A 17,677-nucleotide genomic window follows, 5' to 3' on the forward strand; every position below is an offset into this window, starting at 1 on the left:
GAAAGCACTGCTGCTTTTTCATGCTGTCATCCGGTCATTGGTATTTCGGACGTTTCGTAATTTGTACCGAACGTCCGACGAGTTTAAAGCCGACTGCTTGATAAATCTTGTTCGACGTCGGATTCGACCAGTCCGTGTACAATGACACCATCGGATACTGCTGTAATAAATGCTCGGACAAACATGCCACTAAGTAAGAAGCAATCCCTTGTTTCCGCCATTTTTGCGGGGTGAAGACATACGAAATCGTCACACCCGAAGCAGTTGGTCGACTGGAAGACGCCATCGCGAGTAACTGCTCCCCGTCGAACAGACCAAACAAGGTATCTGCTTGAATATGTTTTAGGATCGTTTGTTTATTTTTCAAACGACTGCGTTCTGTCGCGGGTAAGGCGCCGGTCTCTTGGATGAATGACCAGCCGAACGCAACAGCCTGATCAGCAAACCGTTCCTCGATTAGACGGAACTCATAGTCGAGCGTTACCGGAGGAATCACCGTCGTCAATGCGTAAATCCCTTGATCCATCTTGATTTGAAACGGACTGTGCGAAGCCAGCAACGGTTTAATGATTGCCTGCTCGCCGACATATCCGGGGCAGTTCAAAATCCGTGATAACTTTCGAATTCCTTCGTATGTAAACACATCCCCTGCCAGGATCGCCTGTTCTTCAATTGTTTGCAGGACGACAATCGTCCGGTCTCCCTCTTCTGCAATCGCCATCAAAATCGGGACATCCCCCCGTTCGAGTATCCCGAGCGGCAACTGATGGACATCAGGTCGTCGTTCAAGCAACGGGACCGCAACCTGTTTGAAGCTCTCATAATCACGATAATGGGTCAACATCTGAAAACAGCTCCTTTTCTTTGTTTTCAGTGTATCAAAAAAAAGAACGCATGACGGATGATTCTCATCATTTCCGTCATGCTCGGCTCACTTCACTCATGCTGTCGTAATTAATTCTGTTTTGCGACCGCTAGGAACGCTTCACTCCACTTCACCGGATCCACCGACCAGGTCTGTAAAGCGTCCTGTTCTTCTTTGGAAATGTAGGCCGTCTCGACAGCTGTCTCCAGCAATTCTGAAAACGTCAGTAACGCATCCGCTTCCACTTCGGCCGCCGTTAAGTTTTCCTTCAGTCGTGTCATGCCGTAAGAGAAGATGGCTTGAATCCGGACAACGGTTGCCCCGGCTGCTTCAACTGCTTGGGTGGCTTCAATCGAGGACGTCCCCGTCGACAATAAGTCTTCGACGACGATGACACGTTGTCCGGCTTGCAAACGTCCTTCAATCTGATTCCCTTTTCCGTGTCCTTTGGCACTCCCTCGGATATAAATCATTGGAAGACCGAGTCGTTCCGCGACGAGCGCCGCATGCGGAATACCGGCTGTTGCCGTCCCGGCGATGACATCGACGTTTAAGAGCCGGATGCGTTCCGCTAATTTGTCGGCAATCAGCGTCCGAACGGCCGGACTGGATAAAGTCAGCCGGTTGTCACAATAAATGGGCGACCGTAACCCGCTCGCCCACGTATACGGTGTCGTCGGTGCTAACGTGACCGCTTCGATTTCGAGTAAAGCCTTTGCCAGTTGATTCATGATCTGATCCCCTTCCATTCTGAGAGTAATGCTTCATAGACGGCTTTCGGATCCTCTGCCTGTGTGATGGCACGTCCGATGACGAGATCCGTCGCCCCGTTTCGTCCGGCGTCCGTCACGGTCGCAATCCGTTTTTGATCATTTGCTGCCGTCCCGTTCGGCCGGATTCCCGGAGTGACCAGTTGGAATCCGGGTCGACAGATGGCCTTGATGTGCGTCGTATCGAGAGCGGAACACACGACTCCGTCAAGACCGGCCTGTTCGGCTTCGCGTGCATAGTGCGCAACCACCTCGTCCATCGTGTGTGGAATCATCAGTTCGGTTAACATCGCTTGATCGGTCGATGTCAGTTGGGTGACGGCAATCAACCGTGTATCGGCCGACGTCTCACGTAATCCTGCAAGGGCCGCCTGCATCATTGTTTTTCCACCTGCTGCGTGGACGTTCGTCAGTTCAACACCGAGTTGACCAATGATCCGCATCGTCCGTCGGGCAGTTTCTGGAATATCATGGACTTTTAAATCGAGAAAAACAGCATGTCCTTGTTTGACCAAATGCCGGACAAAAGCGGGACCTTCCGCATAATACAGCTCCATCCCGATTTTGACTGCCGGACGGTGTGGTGCCAATTTTTCTAAAAATCGTTCGACTTGGTTGGCTGACTCAAAATCAAGCGCGATGTAAAGTTGCTCCATATGCTTTCCCCCTGATGTCCAAAATGTGTTCAATGCCTAACTCGTCCATTCGTTTCGGCAATGCCGTTATCAGTTCCTGACAAATGAACGGATTCACGAAATTTGCCGTTCCAATCGCTACCGCTGACGCGCCTGCGTAAATCATCTCGAGTACATCATCCACTTCCATGACGCCTCCCATCCCGATGATCGGAATCGAGACGACTTGGGCGACATCGTGAATCATCCGAATGGCAACCGGTTTGATGGCTGGTCCGGACAATCCGCCGATCCGGTTAGCCAAAATCGGTTGACCGGTCCGAACGTCGATCCGCATCCCGACAAGTGTATTGATCATCGTCAGTCCATCCGCACCCGCCTGTTCAACTGCTTGGGCCATCTCAACAATCGACGTGACATTTGGAGATAATTTGACATAGACCGGTTTTTCGGAAACCGCTTTGACGCGCCGTGTCAGCTCAGCCGCCATCTTCGGATCCGTTCCGAACTGCAACCCGCCGGACTTGACGTTTGGACAGGAGATGTTCAACTCGATTGCTTTAACGACCGGATCCCGGCTGATCCGTCTCGTGACTTCCTCATATTCTTCTGGTGTCGAGCCGGCCACATTCGCAATGATTTCTGTATCAAACTGACTGAGAAACGGTAATTTCTGTGCGATGATTCCGTCGACACCCGGATTTTGTAAACCGATCGCATTCAGCATGCCCATACCGCTCTCTGCAACCCGCGGCGTCGGATTGCCATACCGTTCTTCCCCGGTCGCCGCTTTGATCATGATGCCTCCAAGCATGGATAAATCGTACAGTTTGGCAAACTCTTCACCGAATCCGAAACATCCGGACGCCGGAATGATCGGATTTTTTAAATTCAGACCGGGTAACGTCACATGTAGACGGTTCATAGAATCACCTCTTCTGCCCGGAAGACCGGACCATCGGAACAGGTTTTGACATAATGTCCGTCAGGTGTCGGACAGACACAAGCGAAACAGGCGCCAATGCCGCACCCCATCCGGTTTTCAATCGATAAAAACTTATGTTCGATCGGAACCTGTTGAATCGAGCGTAACATCGGTTCCGGTCCACAGGCGAACAGTGTATCGAACCGGTTGCTGTCGAGTGCGGCGGTCACGAATCCTTGAATTCCTGCTGTCCCGTCGACGGTCGTCACCGTCGTCGGACCAAGTTTTCGAAACTCGTCTTCATAAAAGACACTGTCTGCCGTATCGAATCCCAAAATTGCTTCGCAGGCAATTCCCCGTTCGACCAGTCGACGCATCGTGTAATAGAGCGGTGGAACCCCGATACCTCCCCCGACCAACACAATTTTGGCATCACGCGCGACATGTTCGACCGGAAACCCGTTTCCGAGTGGGCCGAGTGCATCGATTTGATCCCCCGCCCGAAGACGCGCCAGTTCTTTTGTACCTTGACCGATTTCCTTGAACAAAAATGTGATTAAATCTCCTTCGACGTTAGCAATCGAGATCGGGCGACGTAATAATGGACCGACCCGCAAATGCATGAACCGCCCTGGTTCGATAGGCGTCGCGTCAGGACGGCGACAGACTAATTCTGTCGCGCCTGAAGCAATTTGTCGTCGTGTCACGACCGTCAAAAGTTGAATCATCGCGTCACCGCCTTTTTCATATAGTCGAATGGCTGAATGGCACTGGCTTCAAAGGACAGGCTTTCAATGACCCGTAATAAAGCTTCCGCGGTATCAAGAGAAGTCAGACAGACGACATTGTTTTCTGCTGCTGCCCGGCGAATGATGAAGCCGTCTTTCGTGACTTGCGAATCCCGACTCATCGTATTGATGACATATTCAACTTCCGCTTTTTCAATCCATTCGAGCATTGACCCTTGTTCCGAACCGAGCTTACCGACGACTTGGACACGCAGACCGTGCTCCGCCAAGACACCGGCTGTTCCGGCCGTGGCAAGAAGTGTAAAGCCGAGTGCCGTAAAGCGTTTGGCGAGATCGAGCATTTCCTGTTTATCCTGATCAGCGACCGTCAACAAGACACGGCCGTGTTCCGGAATCGCCATACCGGAGGCAAGCAACCCTTTATAAAGCGCTTTTTCGAGTGTCCGGTCCGTTCCAATGACTTCTCCGGTCGATTTCATCTCCGGTCCGAGCGACGGATCGACTTCCTTCAGCTTCGCAAACGAGAAGACCGGTACTTTTACAGAGACCAGTTCTTCTTCCGGTAAGACGCCACTCGTCAATCCGTAAGATGCGAGCGTATCTCCCAAGATGACATTCGTCGCCAGGCGTGCAACCGGTAAGCCGGTGACTTTTGAGATGAACGGGACGGTCCGACTTGCCCGCGGATTGACTTCGAGCACATACAGTTCTCCGTCTGCAAAGACGAATTGGATATTAAGCAATCCTTTGATCCGGAAGGCTTTGGCAATCCGCGTCGTATAATCGACAATCAAATCCTTGATCGCTTGCGGTACCCGTTGCGGCGGATAAACGCCGATGGAATCCCCGGAGTGGACGCCGGCCCGTTCGATATGTTCCATGATGCCCGGAATGACAACATCTTCTCCGTCACAAATCGCATCCACCTCAAGTTCCATTCCGGTCAAATAACGGTCGACGAGAACCGGACGTTCCGGCGAGGCAATGACGGCGTGTTTCATATAATGTTCCAGCTCCTGCTGTCCGTAGACAATCTCCATCGCACGTCCGCCCAGGACATAAGACGGGCGGACGAGAACCGGATACCCGAGCTCGCTTGCCGCTTCTGTCGCTTCAGCTACTGTGACAGCTGTTTTCCCCGGAGGTTGCGGAATTTCAAGCTGTGTCAGGGCCGCTTCAAACTGTTTCCGATCTTCTGCCCGGTCGAGATCCTCAAGAGCCGTTCCAAGAATCTTCACCCCTTCCGCTTCAAGCGATTCAGCTAAATTGATTGCCGTCTGTCCGCCGAATTGCACGATGACCCCAATCGGCTGTTCGTTTCGGATGACTTCGAGTACATCTTCCGTCGTCAAGGGTTCAAAATAGAGCCGGTCAGAAATCGAGAAGTCAGTTGAGACCGTCTCCGGGTTATTGTTGACGATGATGGCTTCATATCCCGCTTCACGAATCGCTTGAATGGAATGGACCGTTGCATAATCAAACTCCACCCCTTGCCCGATCCGGATCGGTCCGGAACCGAGGACAAGAATCGACGGCCGTGTTGTTGGTGTCGCCTCGTTTTCAACTTCGTACGTGCCGTAGTAATACGGTGTGTCGGATGCAAATTCCGCTGCACACGTATCGACCATTTTATAAACTGGATGCAGTCCCGCTTCGTTACGGATGGACCGGACAGCTGTCTCGGTTTGTTCCGTAATCCGGGCGAGCATTTGGTCACTGAAGCCATAGCGTTTGGCATGATGCAGGCGTTCCTGTGTCAATCCATTCTTGACGATATCCTGTTCAATTCGGTGGATGTGATGCAGTTTTTCTAAGAATAACCGGTCGATGCTTGTCCATTCGTGCAACTGTTCGACGGTATAACCGCGTTCGATGCCGGCATAGAGGGCAAACAATCGTTCATCCGTCGCTTTGACGATCTGACGGTGCAGATCGGCTTCATTCATTTCAGCAAAACGTGTCATGTGTAAATCGGATTGACCGATTTCAAGCGAACGGACTGCTTTCAGCAAGGCTTCCTCCATCGTCCGTCCCATGGCCATCACTTCGCCCGTCGCTTTCATCTGCGTCCCGAGTGTCCGGTCCGCCGACTCAAACTTATCAAACGGCCAACGGGGAATCTTGGCGACGACATAGTCAAGTGCCGGTTCGAACGAAGCAAAACTTGTTTCCGTAATCGGATTCTTCAACTCGGATAAGGCATACCCGACGGCGATTTTCGCGGCCAGTTTAGCAATCGGATATCCTGTCGCTTTCGAAGCCAGTGCCGAAGAACGCGATACACGCGGATTCACTTCGATGACATAATACGTGAAACTCACCGGATCGAGTGCGAATTGGATATTGCACCCACCTTCGATCCCGAGTGCACGAATGATATCGAGCGATACATTACGCATCATCTGATAATCGCGGTCGGATAACGTTTGTGTCGGAGCAAAGACGATCGAGTCACCCGTATGGACACCAACCGGATCAAAGTTTTCCATCGCACAGACGATGATTGCCTGGTTCGTCGCGTCACGCATGACTTCAAATTCGACTTCTTTCATCCCGGCGATTGATTTCTCAAGTAAAACCTGTGTCGCCGGACTGGCTTTGAGTCCGCCTTCGACAATCCGGATGAACTCATCCATCGTTTCAGCGATGCCGCCACCGGTTCCACCAAGCGTATATGCCGGTCGAATAATGATTGGAAGACCGATTTTCGCACAAAAGTGTTCGGCTTCTTCGACTGTATGCACGATCTCACTTTCCGGAACACCGTGCCCGAGTCTAAACATCAATTTTCTGAACAAATCACGATCTTCCGCTTCCTCGATTGCCGTCAGCTTCGTCCCGAGCAGCTCGACGCCATATTCGGCAAGAACACCCAGTCGATCCAGTTCAACAGCAAGATTCAGACCCGTTTGTCCGCCGAGAGTCGCGAGTAACGCATCGGGACGTTCTTTCCGGATGATCCGGGAAACAAACTCTGCTTGTAACGGTTCGATGTACACGCGGTCCGCTACTGTCGGATCCGTCATGATGGTCGCCGGATTGGAGTTAACGAGAACGACTTCGTAACCTTCCTCTTTTAAGGCTTGGCAGGCTTGTGTTCCGGCATAATCAAATTCTGCCGCTTGTCCGATGACGATTGGACCGGATCCGATAACGAGAATCTTTTGAATATCTTGACGTTTAGGCATGAGAGACCTCCTGTTGGTTCGTGATTTCTGTTAAAAATTGATCAAATAAATCATTGGCATCCATCGGTCCGGGAGAAGCTTCAGGGTGATACTGAACGGAAAAGACGGGGTGGATCGTATGCCGGATTCCTTCAACGGTCCCATCATTGATCGCCCGGTGCGTCAGCATGAGATTCAACCCGACCAGCGACTCTTCCTCGACAGCGTAACCATGATTTTGTGACGTGATACTGACTTGTCCCGTTTGAAGATCTTCGACCGGGTGGTTTGCTCCCCGGTGACCAAACGGTAATTTAAACGTATCTGCTCCATGCGCCAAGGCAATCAATTGATGACCAAGACAGATGCCAAAGATGACGACTTGACCGGTCAGTTCCTGAATTAAGGGAATCGCGGTCGGAACATCTTTTGGATTCCCGGGACCGTTCGATAACATGACACCGTCCGGTACGTAACGCAAGACATCCTTCGCCGTCACGTCGTGCGGGACGACGACGACTTCGCATCCGCGTCGGACAAGCTCCCGGATAATCCCGAGTTTGGCACCGAAATCGACCAAGACGATCCGTGGACCGGCACCCGGGATGATATAGGCGCGTTCCGTCGAAGCCCGTTTGACCTGATCGGTTGCAAGCGTCATCTGTTGAATCCGGTCCAGTTGCTCGGACAACTCGTACGCTCCATCGACGAGGAGTCCCCGCATGACTCCTTTTGAACGCAGGTGTCGGGTTAACTGACGGGTATCGATTCCCGTTAAACCGGGAATGTTGAATTCCTCTAGAGCCGCTGCAAGTGACGTCTGGGAGCGGAAGTTTGATGGTGTATGACAGACTTCCCGGACAATCAGTGCTTTCGCAAGCGGACGGGTCGTTTCATAGTCATCACGGTTCATGCCGTAGTTGCCGATCAACGGATTGGTTAAGACGATCATTTGATCACAGTAGGAAGGATCGGATAACATCTCTTGATACCCGGTCATGCCTGTTTGGAAGACCACTTCCCCCATCGTCACCTCGCTTGCACCAAATGCTTCTCCTTCAAACACCATTCCATCTTCTAAAATCAACGTCCGTTTAGACATGTGTCATTTCCCCCTTGAATACAATTTCTCCACCGACGAGCGTCAAGACCGGATAGCCCGTTAGTCGTTCTCCACTAAATGGTGTGTTTTTCCCTTTCGAGAAAAACTGATCCGGTTGAACCGTCCGAACTGTCTTTAGATCGAGTAAGACAAGATCGGCAGGTGCTCCGACTTCGATTCGTCCAAATGGCAAGTCAAACAAATCAGCCGGTTTACGTGACAACCAATCGAGCAACTGGGCAAGCGTGACGATGCCCGGTTCGACCAGCTTCGTATACAACAACGGAAATGCTGTCTCAAATCCTGTAATTCCGAACGGAGCCCGCTCGATGCCGAGTGCTTTTTCCTCTGTTGCATGCGGCGCATGATCCGTTGCGATACAATCAATCGTCCCGTCCAGCAAACCCTCCAGCAATGCTTGGCGATCCGCTTCGCTCCGAAGTGGTGGATTCATCTTGAAGTTTGGATCGCGTCCGACGATATCGTCTTCCGTTAACACCAGATGATGGGGCGTGACTTCCGCCGTCACCCGAATCCCTGCCCGTTTTGCATCCCGGATCACCCGGACGGATTCCTTTGTCGAGACATGGCAGACGTGATAATGACAGCCGGTCGCTTCCGCAATCAAGACATCCCGCGCGATATGAACGCTTTCGGCCAGTGACGGGATTCCCTGTAATCCTTCGCGTGCACTATACGCTCCTTCATGGACACAACCTGCCTTCAGCGAATCATCTTCACAATGGGCGATGATACTTTTATTGACGGCGGCGGCGCGTATCATCGCTTCCCGCATGACAGCGGCACTTTGGACACCGACTCCGTCATCCGTGAAAGCAAAGGCATCGGTCAGTTGTTCAAATGCGACGAGTTCCTGCCCTAGCTGATTTTTTGAAATCGCCGCATAAGGGAAAACACGGACAGATGCCGTTTCTTCAATCTTTTTAAAGAGCGCATCCAGCGTCTCCCGGTCATCCGGAACCGGTCGCGTGTTCGGCATCGGACAAATCGTCGTAAACCCGCCTGCCGCCGCTGCTGCCGTTCCCGTCGCGATCGTCTCCTTATGTTCGCCGCCCGGTTCGCGTAAATGAACATGAATATCGACAAATCCTGGTGCGACCGTATAACCTGTCGCATCAATCACCTGATCCGTCTCGCGTGGTGTCGCATCGAGCTCCGCCAAGACACCCTCTTCGATGCGAATGCTCGACTCGTGCCGTTCCCCATTTTTATACCATGTCGCATGATCAATTCGGATTGCCATCTTATATCGTCTCCTTTGTCGTTGCTGTCTCAAACGCCCGTTCTAAAATCGCCATTCGCGCAAATACACCATTCGTCATCTGATCAAAGATACGCGATTGCGGATGTTCAACCAGTTCTTCGGCAATTTCAACGCCGCGGTTGACCGGTGCGGGATGTAATACAATCGCATCCGGTCGAATCTGGTTCATCCGGTCCTCCGTTAACCCGTACCGTTCGTGATACTCATCTGTTGCAAACGAATGCTTATCCGCATGCCGTTCATGCTGAACGCGGAGCAGCATGATGATATCACTCGTGGCTACTGCCTCATCCATCTCCCGGTAAGTGATTCCCATCGTTTCATCGAACCAGTCCCTCGGTCCGGAACCGATGACGGTCGCTCCCAACCGCTGTAAGACGTGTGCATTGGAGCGGGCAACCCGGCTATGCCGGAGATCCCCGCAGATGACGATCGTTTTCCCGCTGACATGACCGTATGTCTCGTACATGGTCATCAAATCCAGTAAGGATTGTGAAGGATGCTGTCCGCTGCCGTCTCCGGCATTAATGATTGGAATCGACAGATGGTGTTGCAGTGGTTCGTAATAACCGGTCTCTCCGTGACGGATGACGAGCGCATCGACGCCGATCGCCTGTAACGTCTTACATGTATCCAGTAACGTTTCACCTTTTTGAACGGATGAGGTCGCCGTTTCGAATGGCAGGACGTGCAATCCGAGATGATATTCCGCCATGTCAAATGAACATTTGGTCCGGGTCGAATGTTCGAAAAATAAGTTAGCGACGGTTTTCTTCGGCAATGGCCGGGCGGGTGCGCCTTGTTTCAGTTGCAGTCCCCGCTTTATCAATCGTTCGATTTCAGTTGTCGACAGCTCGTCAAGACTTGTAAAATGGGCAATCCGTTGTCGTGTCTGCATGTTCTTCTCTCCTTTGGGCCGCAAAAAAGCGCACCTTCTGATGTGAAGGTGCGCTGAAGAAGACAGATGTCGCCATCTGTTTCTGAAGGGCCTCCACTTTATCGTTCTCTCTGGAACGTCTTAAAAGTCGTTAGCTGCTCGTTTCGGTTGTGATGATTCTTGTTCTTGTTCTGCCACTTCGGTACTCGTTTTCGGCAAGATCAGATTCAAAAGGACTCCTAGAATCGTCGCCAGTGCCATTCCTTCTAACGAGAAATTACCGATTTTCAAAGCAGCCCCGCCGATTCCGATGACCAGGATGACAGCAGTGATCGTCAGATTGCGTTTATCCGCAAGATCGACTTTACTTTCAACCAGAGTCCGCAGACCGTTTGAAGCGATGACGCCAAACAGCAGGATACTGATGCCGCCCATGACAGGTGTCGGAATCGTTTTGATGAATCCTTCGACATAGCCGAGGAATCCGAAGCTGATGGCAAGAACGGCTGCGCCTCCGAGGACAAAGACGCTGTATACGCGGGTAATGGCCATGACACCGTTGTTTTCACCGTATGTCGTCACCGGCGGACCGCCGAGCATTGAGGCAATCGTCTTCGCCAGTCCGTCTGCGAGAACCGTCCGGTGCATCCCCGGATCAAGAAGCGTCTCGCGCCCGATAATCCGTGATGTCACTTTTTGTTCTCCGATGTGTTCTGTTAATGTGACGAGTGTGACCGGGACGATGAGTGCAAGTGCTGCCCAGTTCAAGGTTGGTGAGTAATCCAGGAACGGTACCATAAAGTTAGGAATTTGGAAAAAGCTCGCCTGTTTCAGTGAAGTGAAATCAACGATTCCCGCCGCGACAGCGACCAGATAACCCGTCAAGATACCGAACAGGATCGGCACCGTACTCCACATGCCTTTGAAATACGTCATGGCAAGTAACGTCACGGCGAGTGTCGTCAAGGCAACGAGGAGGAAGGTACCGCTGTACTTTCCGTCCGCTCCGTTCATTGCCATGTTGACAGCTGTCGGCGCAAGCGATAATCCGATGACCATGATGACCGGTCCGATGACGACCGGTGGCAATAGTTTCATCAGCCAACCGACCCCTGTATATGTGATGACGAGTGAAACGATTCCGTAGACCAGCCCGGCGACCATTCCACCGACAAGGGCATCTTCCACTCCCCAGCGTTCACTGACAGCAATGATCGGGACGATATAAGCAAAACTTGAACCTAAGTACGTCGGGACTTTAAAGCGTGTGACGGCGAGGAAAATCAAGGTGCCGACTCCGCTTGCGACGAGGGCAACGGATGTGTTTAATCCCGTTAATAACGGAACCAGGACCGTCGCGCCAAACATCGCGAAGACATGTTGGAGGCTGAGCATCAGCCATTGCAGGGGGTGTTTTGGCCGTTCTTGTACATCAAGAATCGCTGTGTGGGTTTTCATAAGGATAACTCCCTTTCTGGTCTCTCTGGACCACGTTAAAGGTATTTGTGTTTAACGTTTGATAAATACTTGATCGGCGTCATCGACTTCAGATAAGGCGACGACGACTTGTTCTTCGCGTGATGTCGGGACATTCTTCCCGATGAAATCTGGTCGGATCGGAAGCTCACGGTGTCCCCGGTCGACGAGGACAGCGAGTTGAATCATACTCGGACGACCGTGATCAACGAGCGCATCCATCGCGGCGCGGACGGTGCGTCCGGTGTATAGGACGTCATCCACCAGGACGATGATTTTTCCGGTCACCGTCTCCGGCATGTCCGTGCCTTTGATTTCCGGCTCAAGACTTTTTTTCGATAAGTCATCCCGGTACATCGAGATGTCCACGACACCAAGCAGGACCGGTTTGCCTTCAATCTCTTCAATCCGGCGGGCCAGACGGCGGGCCAGTGTCTCACCACGTGTCTTGATACCGACGATCATCAGTTGATCAATTCCTTTGTTGCGTTCGATGATTTCATGGGCGATGCGTGTCAATGCCCGACTGATTGCGGCTTCATCTAAAATGACGGATGGTTTCATCACTTGCTCCTTTCTGCAAAAAAACCTCCTGCGTAAAGTCGCAGGAGGTTGTTGAAGACAATAAGTGTGGGTAGCTCACGCTACACGTATCTACACAAATGAAGTGTCTCCCTTTCGTAGCCTCTCCGGACTCGTTTAAAGGTGTGCTATGGGTAGGATCGTCAACGCGGACGACCGGTTGTGTGAGGCAGATGTCTCGCATCGCTCTCTAGGTGATACTCTACCGTTTTATTAGAAAAACGTCAAGACTCTAATTCAAGTTTTTTCAACTGACTGATCTCGAACGTCATCTCTTCCGGCAACGGTGCCTCGAAATGTAACATCTCACCAGTCCGTGGATGCTTGAATCCAAGAACAGCCGCATGAAGCGCTTGACCGTTCATTTTCATCGTTTTCCGTGGTCCGTATTTCGGATCTCCGGCGAGCGGGAAACCAATATAACGCATGTGGACACGAATCTGGTGCGTCCGTCCTGTCTCGAGCTTACATTCAACAACCGTGAACCCTTCGTAACGGTCAAGGACGCGGAAATGCGTCACAGCGGCTTTTGAGTTTTTATCCGTCACAGTCATTCGTTGACGGTCATTTTTGTCACGGCCGACCGGTGCTTCAATCGTTCCCAGTTCATGCGGAATCTCGCCGTGGACAAGCGCGATGTACAGACGCTCTGTCGTCTTGTCTTTTAGTTGTTGTGCCAGGGATTCATGTGCCAAATCATTTTTAGCGACCATCAGGAGACCGGATGTATCTTTATCGATTCTGTGGACGATCCCTGGACGTTTGACACCATTGATGCCGGACAAATCCTGGCAATGATGGAGCAAGGCATTGACGAGTGTTCCGGATACGTGCCCCGCTGCCGGATGCACGACCATCCCTTTTGGTTTGTTGATGACGATGACATCACTGTCTTCATACACGACATCCAGCGGGATATCTTCCGGTAAAACTTCCAGCTCGACGGCTTCCGGAATCCGGACGAGGATCTCTTCCGTACCGGACATCTTATAGTTCGGTTTGACGATTCGTCCGTCCACTTCGACGTGTCCCGCTTTTAACCAGTCCTGGACTTGTGACCGGGACCAGTCTTGTTGTTCCGCTAACCATTTATCAATTCGACCGGTAGCACCATTGGCTTTAACAGCCCATTCATTTTGTTCATTCATTTAATCAATCGTTCCCTTCTTAGTCAAACGCTCTTCAAACATGACGCTGATCAGCATCAGAATAACCCCAAACGTCAAACTGACGTCTGCCACATTAAATATCGGGAAGTTATACCCGAACGGATAAAAATGAAAAAAGTCGACGACTTCTCCACGTGCCATCCGGTCGATGAAATTCCCGACCGCTCCGCCGAGTAATAAGGCGACGCTCCAAGCAAATACTTTGTTTTTTGTGCCTTCTTTGTAAAGAAAATAAATCAGCCCAATGACGACGACCAGCGTGATGACGAAGAAAAATCCAAACTTCCCTTCAAGCATCCCCCAGGCAGCGCCACGATTCCGGTATGAATTTAAATAAAAGAAATTGGGAATGATCTCAATCGCTTGACCAATCGTCATCTGTTGGACGACGATCCATTTCGTCAATTGATCCACTCCGACGAGTACAGCAGCAATCGCTAAGTAAAGCCACATTCTTTTTTCCTCCACATCCAAAAATAATGAGGGACCGCTACGAAGTCGCCGTAGCTGCCCCTCCCTGATTCATTATAAAGAATTGACGACTTCAGTACAACGTGGGCAAAGTGTCGGATGAGCCGGATCTTGTCCAAGCTCAGTCGAATATGTCCAACAGCGTTCACATTTTTCGCCATCTGCTTTCAGAACAGTGATACCTGTTGTCCCGTATGATTTCTCCGCCGAAGCGACGAACTCAATCTGTGAAACCTGCAATAACTGCTCAAGATGATGGATTGTCGCAAGCAATGCTTTCGTTTCGTCATTTGGTGCCAGTTCCAGTTTCGCTTCGAGCGTTTTCCCGACAAGTTTCTCGGCACGTGCTTCTTCGAGTGCTTTCAAGACATCATCACGGAAGACGAGGAAACTGTTCCATTTCGCAATCAATGCCAATCCTTCCTCTGTCACTTCCGGTGCTTCCGGAAGATCCGTCAAGAAGATGCTTGCCGTCTCGACGCCAGGAACGAATTCCCATGCTTCGTCTGCTGTATGCGGTAAGACCGGTGCCATCAGTTGTAACAATGTGACGACCGTATCGTACATGACCGTTTGAACGGCACGACGCGCTGGTGCATCTGCTTTTTCGATGTACAAGATATCCTTCGTATAATCGAGATAGAACGAAGACAAGTCAAGGACACAGAAGTTATGCAACAATTGATACACCGCCATAAAGTCATACGCGTCATACGCCGCTTTTACTTTGCCAACGAGTTGATCCAGTTTCGTCCGCATGAAGCGATCCGATTCCGGTAAGTCAGCAAAGGCAACACGATGCGTCGTATGATCGAACTGATCCAGGTTTCCAAGCAAGAACCGGACCGTATTCCGGATTTTCCGGTATGATTCCGAAACTTGTTTGAAGTTATCCATTGAAGCCCGGACGTCCGATTGATAGTCGACAGAAGCGACCCAAAGACGAAGGATTTCTGCTCCGAATTGTTGCATGATTTGGATCGGGGCAATCGTATTTCCGATTGATTTCGACATCTTCCGCCCTTGACCGTCAAGGACGAATCCATGACTGACGACAGCTTTGTAAGGTGCTTTCCCTGTCGTTGCGACAGCTGTCGAAAGAGACGAGTTGAACCATCCACGGTACTGGTCAGAACCTTCTAAATACAAGTCAGCCGGACGTTCGAGTTCCGGACGTGTAGCAAGAACACCGGCATGAGATGATCCGGAATCGAACCAGACATCCATGATGTCCGTTTCTTTTTTGAAGATTCCGTTCGGGCTTGCCGGATGGGTAAATCCTTCCGGTAACAAATCAACGGCTTCCCGCTCATACCAGACGTTTGATCCGTGTGCCGCAAACAGGTTCGCGATATGATCGATTGTTTCCGGTGTGACGATTTCCGTACCGTCTTCTGCATAGAAGATTGGCAGTGGAACACCCCACGCGCGTTGACGGGAAATGACCCAGTCTCCACGGTCTTTGAACATGTTGTGAAGACGTGTTTCGCCCCACTCCGGTACCCACTGGACTTCTTTGATTTCGTCGAGGATTTCAGCCCGGAAATCTTTGATTGAAGCGAACCACTGGGGTGTCGCACGGAAGATAACCGGTTTTTTCGTCCGCCAGTCATGCGGATACGAGTGTTTGATGAATGACAGTTTTAATAAAGCACCGGCTTCTTCTAATGCCACACCGATTTCTTTGTTGGCATCTTCATAGAATAATCCTTCAAAACCAGGAGCTTCTGCTGTCATGACACCTTTATCGTCAACCGGACAAAGCACATCCAGACCGTAAGCTTGACCGATTCTGAAGTCATCTTCCCCGTGTCCAGGTGCTGTATGAACAACACCCGTCGCTTCTGCCGTGACGTGATCGCCGAGCATGACAAGTGATTCCCGGTCATAGAGCGGGTGTTTCGCTTTGATGTACTCAAAGTCTGTCCCGTTAAAGACACGACCAACCGTAGCATTTTCCCAGCCGAGTGCTTCGATCACTTCCGGTACGAGGGTCTCGGCTACGATATAGCCTTTTCCTTCGTGTTCGATGCGTGCATATGTCAACTCACCGCTGACTGAGATTCCGAGGTTTGCCGGAATTGTCCAAGGTGTTGTTGTCCAGATGACGAAATGATCTGTCGGCTCCAAGATATTTTTTCCGTCCATGACTTGGAACGCCACGTAGATGGCAGCAGAACGTTTATCCTGGTATTCGATTTCGGCTTCTGCAAGAGCAGATTCCGATGACGGTGACCAGTACACCGGTTTTTTCCCTTTATAGATGTAACCTTTATTGGCCATATCGCCGAACAAACGAATTTGTGCTGCTTCGAATTCCGGTTGCAACGTGATGTATGGATTGTCATAGTCACCGAGAACACCAAGACGCTTGAATTGTTCACGTTGATGATCGACCTGTTCGAGCGCATACTTCGCACACAGCTCACGGAATTCCGCGACCGACATCGATTTACGGTCGACACCCGCTTTTTGAAGAGCCGTCTCGATTGGAAGTCCGTGTGTGTCCCAACCCGGTACGTACGGAGAACGGAATCCGTTCATTGATTTATAACGGACGACGATGTCTTTTAAGACTTTGTTCAATCCGTGTCCCATATGGATGTCCCCGTTTGCATAGGGAGGACCGTCGTGCAGGATGAATGTCGGTTTTCCGGTATTTTTTTCTTGAACTGCTTCATAGAGATTCATCTCGTTCCAGCGTGCCTGCATATCTGGTTCACGTTTCGGTAAGTTTCCCCGCATTAGAAATTCCGTTTTCATCATCAATAACGTATCTTTGTATTCCATTTGGCATTCCCTCACTTGTCTATATTTTACGTACAAAAAAAGCCAAGCTCATCCCCTGATAGGGACGAGCTTGGCTTGAACTCGCGGTACCACCCTACTAGCAATCCTGACAAACAGATTACCACTTAAGAGCCCGATAACGGAGGCGAAACGGCGGAACTTAATGAATATGTTCAGTCCCACACTCAAAGGGGATATCTTTTTTCATTCACTGATCGGGCTCGCACCAGTCCCCGATTCGCTGACAGTATCCTGATAAAAGACGTGTCCTTCTCATTGATTTAGCTTATATGACATCGTCGTCATTATACGCAACTGCCGGAATCTCGTCAAGCGCACCCCGGGTCGAAATATCGAATGCATCCCAGTCATGGCTCGTCAACAATTCCATCTGTGCGTCAATCAACACTTTGAATCGATTCCGGTACAATTCGATTTTTTTACGCATCTGTTCGACTTCGAAATCAGTCCGCTGTGCTCGACGTTGTGCTGCATCTTGCAATTGCTCGGCTTCCCGTTCCGCTTGTTTGACGATTAAGCTCGCTTCTTTCGTCGCATTGGCTTTGACTTCTTCTGCCGCTTCTTGTGCCACGATGATGGATTTGTTTAATGTTTCTTCCATCGAGCTGAAGTAATCGACACGCGACTGCATATTTTGAATGACTTCTTGCTGTTGACGGTTTTCCCGGAGCAACAATTCAAAATCTTTGATGACTTGATCAAGAAATTCATTGACCTCATCTTCGTCATAGCCGCGAAACTTACGTGTGAATTCCTTATTGTGAATATCAAGTGGCGTCAATGGCATGATGAA

General features: G+C 50.7%; 15 protein-coding genes and 1 other annotated feature. All 15 genes read right to left on the minus strand.

The window, feature by feature from the left end; genetic code table 11:
• Window positions 1-34 precede the first annotated feature (34 nt).
• The 15 genes from ACP26N_RS10550 to ACP26N_RS10620 all read right to left on the minus strand — a co-directional run bounded on the left by ACP26N_RS10550 (window position 35) and on the right by ACP26N_RS10620 (window position 17,671).
• Window positions 35-844, minus strand: a complete 810-nt coding sequence (locus ACP26N_RS10550; RefSeq protein WP_214852735.1) for a GNAT family N-acetyltransferase — start codon at window positions 842-844, stop codon at window positions 35-37.
• Between the two features lie 110 nt (window positions 845-954).
• A complete protein-coding gene (gene pyrE, locus ACP26N_RS10555) occupies window positions 955-1,596 on the minus strand; it encodes an orotate phosphoribosyltransferase (protein WP_131502626.1) in 642 nt (213 codons plus the stop codon).
• Window positions 1,593-2,291 carry an orotidine-5'-phosphate decarboxylase gene (gene pyrF, locus ACP26N_RS10560; protein ID WP_131502627.1) on the minus strand — a complete coding sequence of 233 codons (699 nt, stop codon included), beginning with the start codon at window positions 2,289-2,291 and terminating at the stop codon, window positions 1,593-1,595. The genes pyrE and pyrF overlap by 4 nt, the downstream gene beginning before the upstream one ends.
• Complete coding sequence (locus tag ACP26N_RS10565) at window positions 2,266-3,195, minus strand: dihydroorotate dehydrogenase (RefSeq protein WP_131502628.1); 930 nt, start codon at window positions 3,193-3,195, stop codon at window positions 2,266-2,268. The genes pyrF and ACP26N_RS10565 overlap by 26 nt, the downstream gene beginning before the upstream one ends.
• Window positions 3,192-3,923, minus strand: a complete 732-nt coding sequence (locus ACP26N_RS10570) for a dihydroorotate dehydrogenase electron transfer subunit (protein ID WP_131502629.1) — start codon at window positions 3,921-3,923, stop codon at window positions 3,192-3,194. The genes ACP26N_RS10565 and ACP26N_RS10570 overlap by 4 nt, the downstream gene beginning before the upstream one ends.
• Window positions 3,920-7,132, minus strand: a complete 3,213-nt coding sequence (gene carB / locus ACP26N_RS10575) for a carbamoyl-phosphate synthase large subunit (protein ID WP_426353797.1) — start codon at window positions 7,130-7,132, stop codon at window positions 3,920-3,922. The genes ACP26N_RS10570 and carB overlap by 4 nt, the downstream gene beginning before the upstream one ends.
• The gene (locus tag ACP26N_RS10580) at window positions 7,125-8,213 is read right to left on the minus strand and encodes a carbamoyl phosphate synthase small subunit (RefSeq protein ID WP_426353798.1); all 1,089 of its coding nucleotides are present in this window, start codon (window positions 8,211-8,213) and stop codon (window positions 7,125-7,127) included. The genes carB and ACP26N_RS10580 overlap by 8 nt, the downstream gene beginning before the upstream one ends.
• Window positions 8,206-9,477: a dihydroorotase gene (locus tag ACP26N_RS10585; protein ID WP_426353799.1), complete on the minus strand. Its 1,272-nt coding sequence runs from the start codon at window positions 9,475-9,477 to the stop codon at window positions 8,206-8,208. Before ACP26N_RS10585 ends, ACP26N_RS10580 begins: the two co-directional genes overlap by 8 nt.
• A gap of 1 nt (window position 9,478) precedes the next feature.
• Entirely contained in the window at window positions 9,479-10,378 is a 900-nt protein-coding gene (locus ACP26N_RS10590; protein WP_426355409.1) for an aspartate carbamoyltransferase catalytic subunit, read from the minus strand.
• A 138-nt stretch (window positions 10,379-10,516) separates the two neighbouring features.
• A complete protein-coding gene (locus ACP26N_RS10595) occupies window positions 10,517-11,833 on the minus strand; it encodes a uracil-xanthine permease family protein (RefSeq protein WP_426353800.1) in 1,317 nt (438 codons plus the stop codon).
• A gap of 51 nt (window positions 11,834-11,884) precedes the next feature.
• Window positions 11,885-12,415: a bifunctional pyr operon transcriptional regulator/uracil phosphoribosyltransferase PyrR gene (pyrR, locus tag ACP26N_RS10600; RefSeq protein ID WP_012370818.1), complete on the minus strand. Its 531-nt coding sequence runs from the start codon at window positions 12,413-12,415 to the stop codon at window positions 11,885-11,887.
• Between the two features lie 242 nt (window positions 12,416-12,657).
• Window positions 12,658-13,581 (minus strand): RluA family pseudouridine synthase, encoded by a 924-nt coding sequence (locus ACP26N_RS10605; protein WP_026827946.1) that lies wholly within the window; start codon window positions 13,579-13,581, stop codon window positions 12,658-12,660.
• Window positions 13,582-14,055: a signal peptidase II gene (gene lspA / locus ACP26N_RS10610; protein WP_012370820.1), complete on the minus strand. Its 474-nt coding sequence runs from the start codon at window positions 14,053-14,055 to the stop codon at window positions 13,582-13,584.
• A gap of 72 nt (window positions 14,056-14,127) precedes the next feature.
• On the minus strand, window positions 14,128-16,863 hold the full coding sequence (gene ileS, locus ACP26N_RS10615; RefSeq protein WP_426353801.1) for an isoleucine--tRNA ligase: 2,736 nt from the start codon (window positions 16,861-16,863) through the stop codon (window positions 14,128-14,130).
• Between the two features lie 57 nt (window positions 16,864-16,920).
• Window positions 16,921-17,149, minus strand: a binding site (T-box leader).
• Entirely contained in the window at window positions 17,150-17,671 is a 522-nt protein-coding gene (locus ACP26N_RS10620; protein ID WP_131502637.1) for a DivIVA domain-containing protein, read from the minus strand. It lies immediately after the preceding feature.
• Window positions 17,672-17,677: the final 6 nt, after the last annotated feature.

Source organism: Exiguobacterium sp. R-39 (assembly GCF_049942815.1).
Taxonomy (GTDB): domain Bacteria; phylum Bacillota; class Bacilli; order Exiguobacteriales; family Exiguobacteriaceae; genus Exiguobacterium_A.

What these genes read in the sequence shown, in the direction of transcription:
- lspA (WP_012370820.1), bottom strand. Translation starts at nt 14,055, where the DNA reads ATGTGGCTTTACTTAGCGATTGCTGCTGTACTCGTCGGAGTGGATCAA.
- ACP26N_RS10585 (WP_426353799.1), bottom strand. Translation starts at nt 9,477, where the DNA reads ATGGCAATCCGAATTGATCATGCGACATGGTATAAAAATGGGGAACGG.
- pyrR (WP_012370818.1), bottom strand. Translation starts at nt 12,415, where the DNA reads ATGAAACCATCCGTCATTTTAGATGAAGCCGCAATCAGTCGGGCATTG.
- ACP26N_RS10550 (WP_214852735.1), bottom strand. Translation starts at nt 844, where the DNA reads ATGTTGACCCATTATCGTGATTATGAGAGCTTCAAACAGGTTGCGGTC.
- ACP26N_RS10595 (WP_426353800.1), bottom strand. Translation starts at nt 11,833, where the DNA reads ATGAAAACCCACACAGCGATTCTTGATGTACAAGAACGGCCAAAACAC.
- ACP26N_RS10605 (WP_026827946.1), bottom strand. Translation starts at nt 13,581, where the DNA reads ATGAATGAACAAAATGAATGGGCTGTTAAAGCCAATGGTGCTACCGGT.
- ACP26N_RS10570 (WP_131502629.1), bottom strand. Translation starts at nt 3,923, where the DNA reads ATGATTCAACTTTTGACGGTCGTGACACGACGACAAATTGCTTCAGGC.
- ACP26N_RS10565 (WP_131502628.1), bottom strand. Translation starts at nt 3,195, where the DNA reads ATGAACCGTCTACATGTGACGTTACCCGGTCTGAATTTAAAAAATCCG.
- carB (WP_426353797.1), bottom strand. Translation starts at nt 7,132, where the DNA reads ATGCCTAAACGTCAAGATATTCAAAAGATTCTCGTTATCGGATCCGGT.
- pyrF (WP_131502627.1), bottom strand. Translation starts at nt 2,291, where the DNA reads ATGGAGCAACTTTACATCGCGCTTGATTTTGAGTCAGCCAACCAAGTC.
- ACP26N_RS10580 (WP_426353798.1), bottom strand. Translation starts at nt 8,213, where the DNA reads ATGTCTAAACGGACGTTGATTTTAGAAGATGGAATGGTGTTTGAAGGA.
- ACP26N_RS10620 (WP_131502637.1), bottom strand. Translation starts at nt 17,671, where the DNA reads ATGCCATTGACGCCACTTGATATTCACAATAAGGAATTCACACGTAAG.
- ileS (WP_426353801.1), bottom strand. Translation starts at nt 16,863, where the DNA reads ATGGAATACAAAGATACGTTATTGATGATGAAAACGGAATTTCTAATG.
- pyrE (WP_131502626.1), bottom strand. Translation starts at nt 1,596, where the DNA reads ATGAATCAACTGGCAAAGGCTTTACTCGAAATCGAAGCGGTCACGTTA.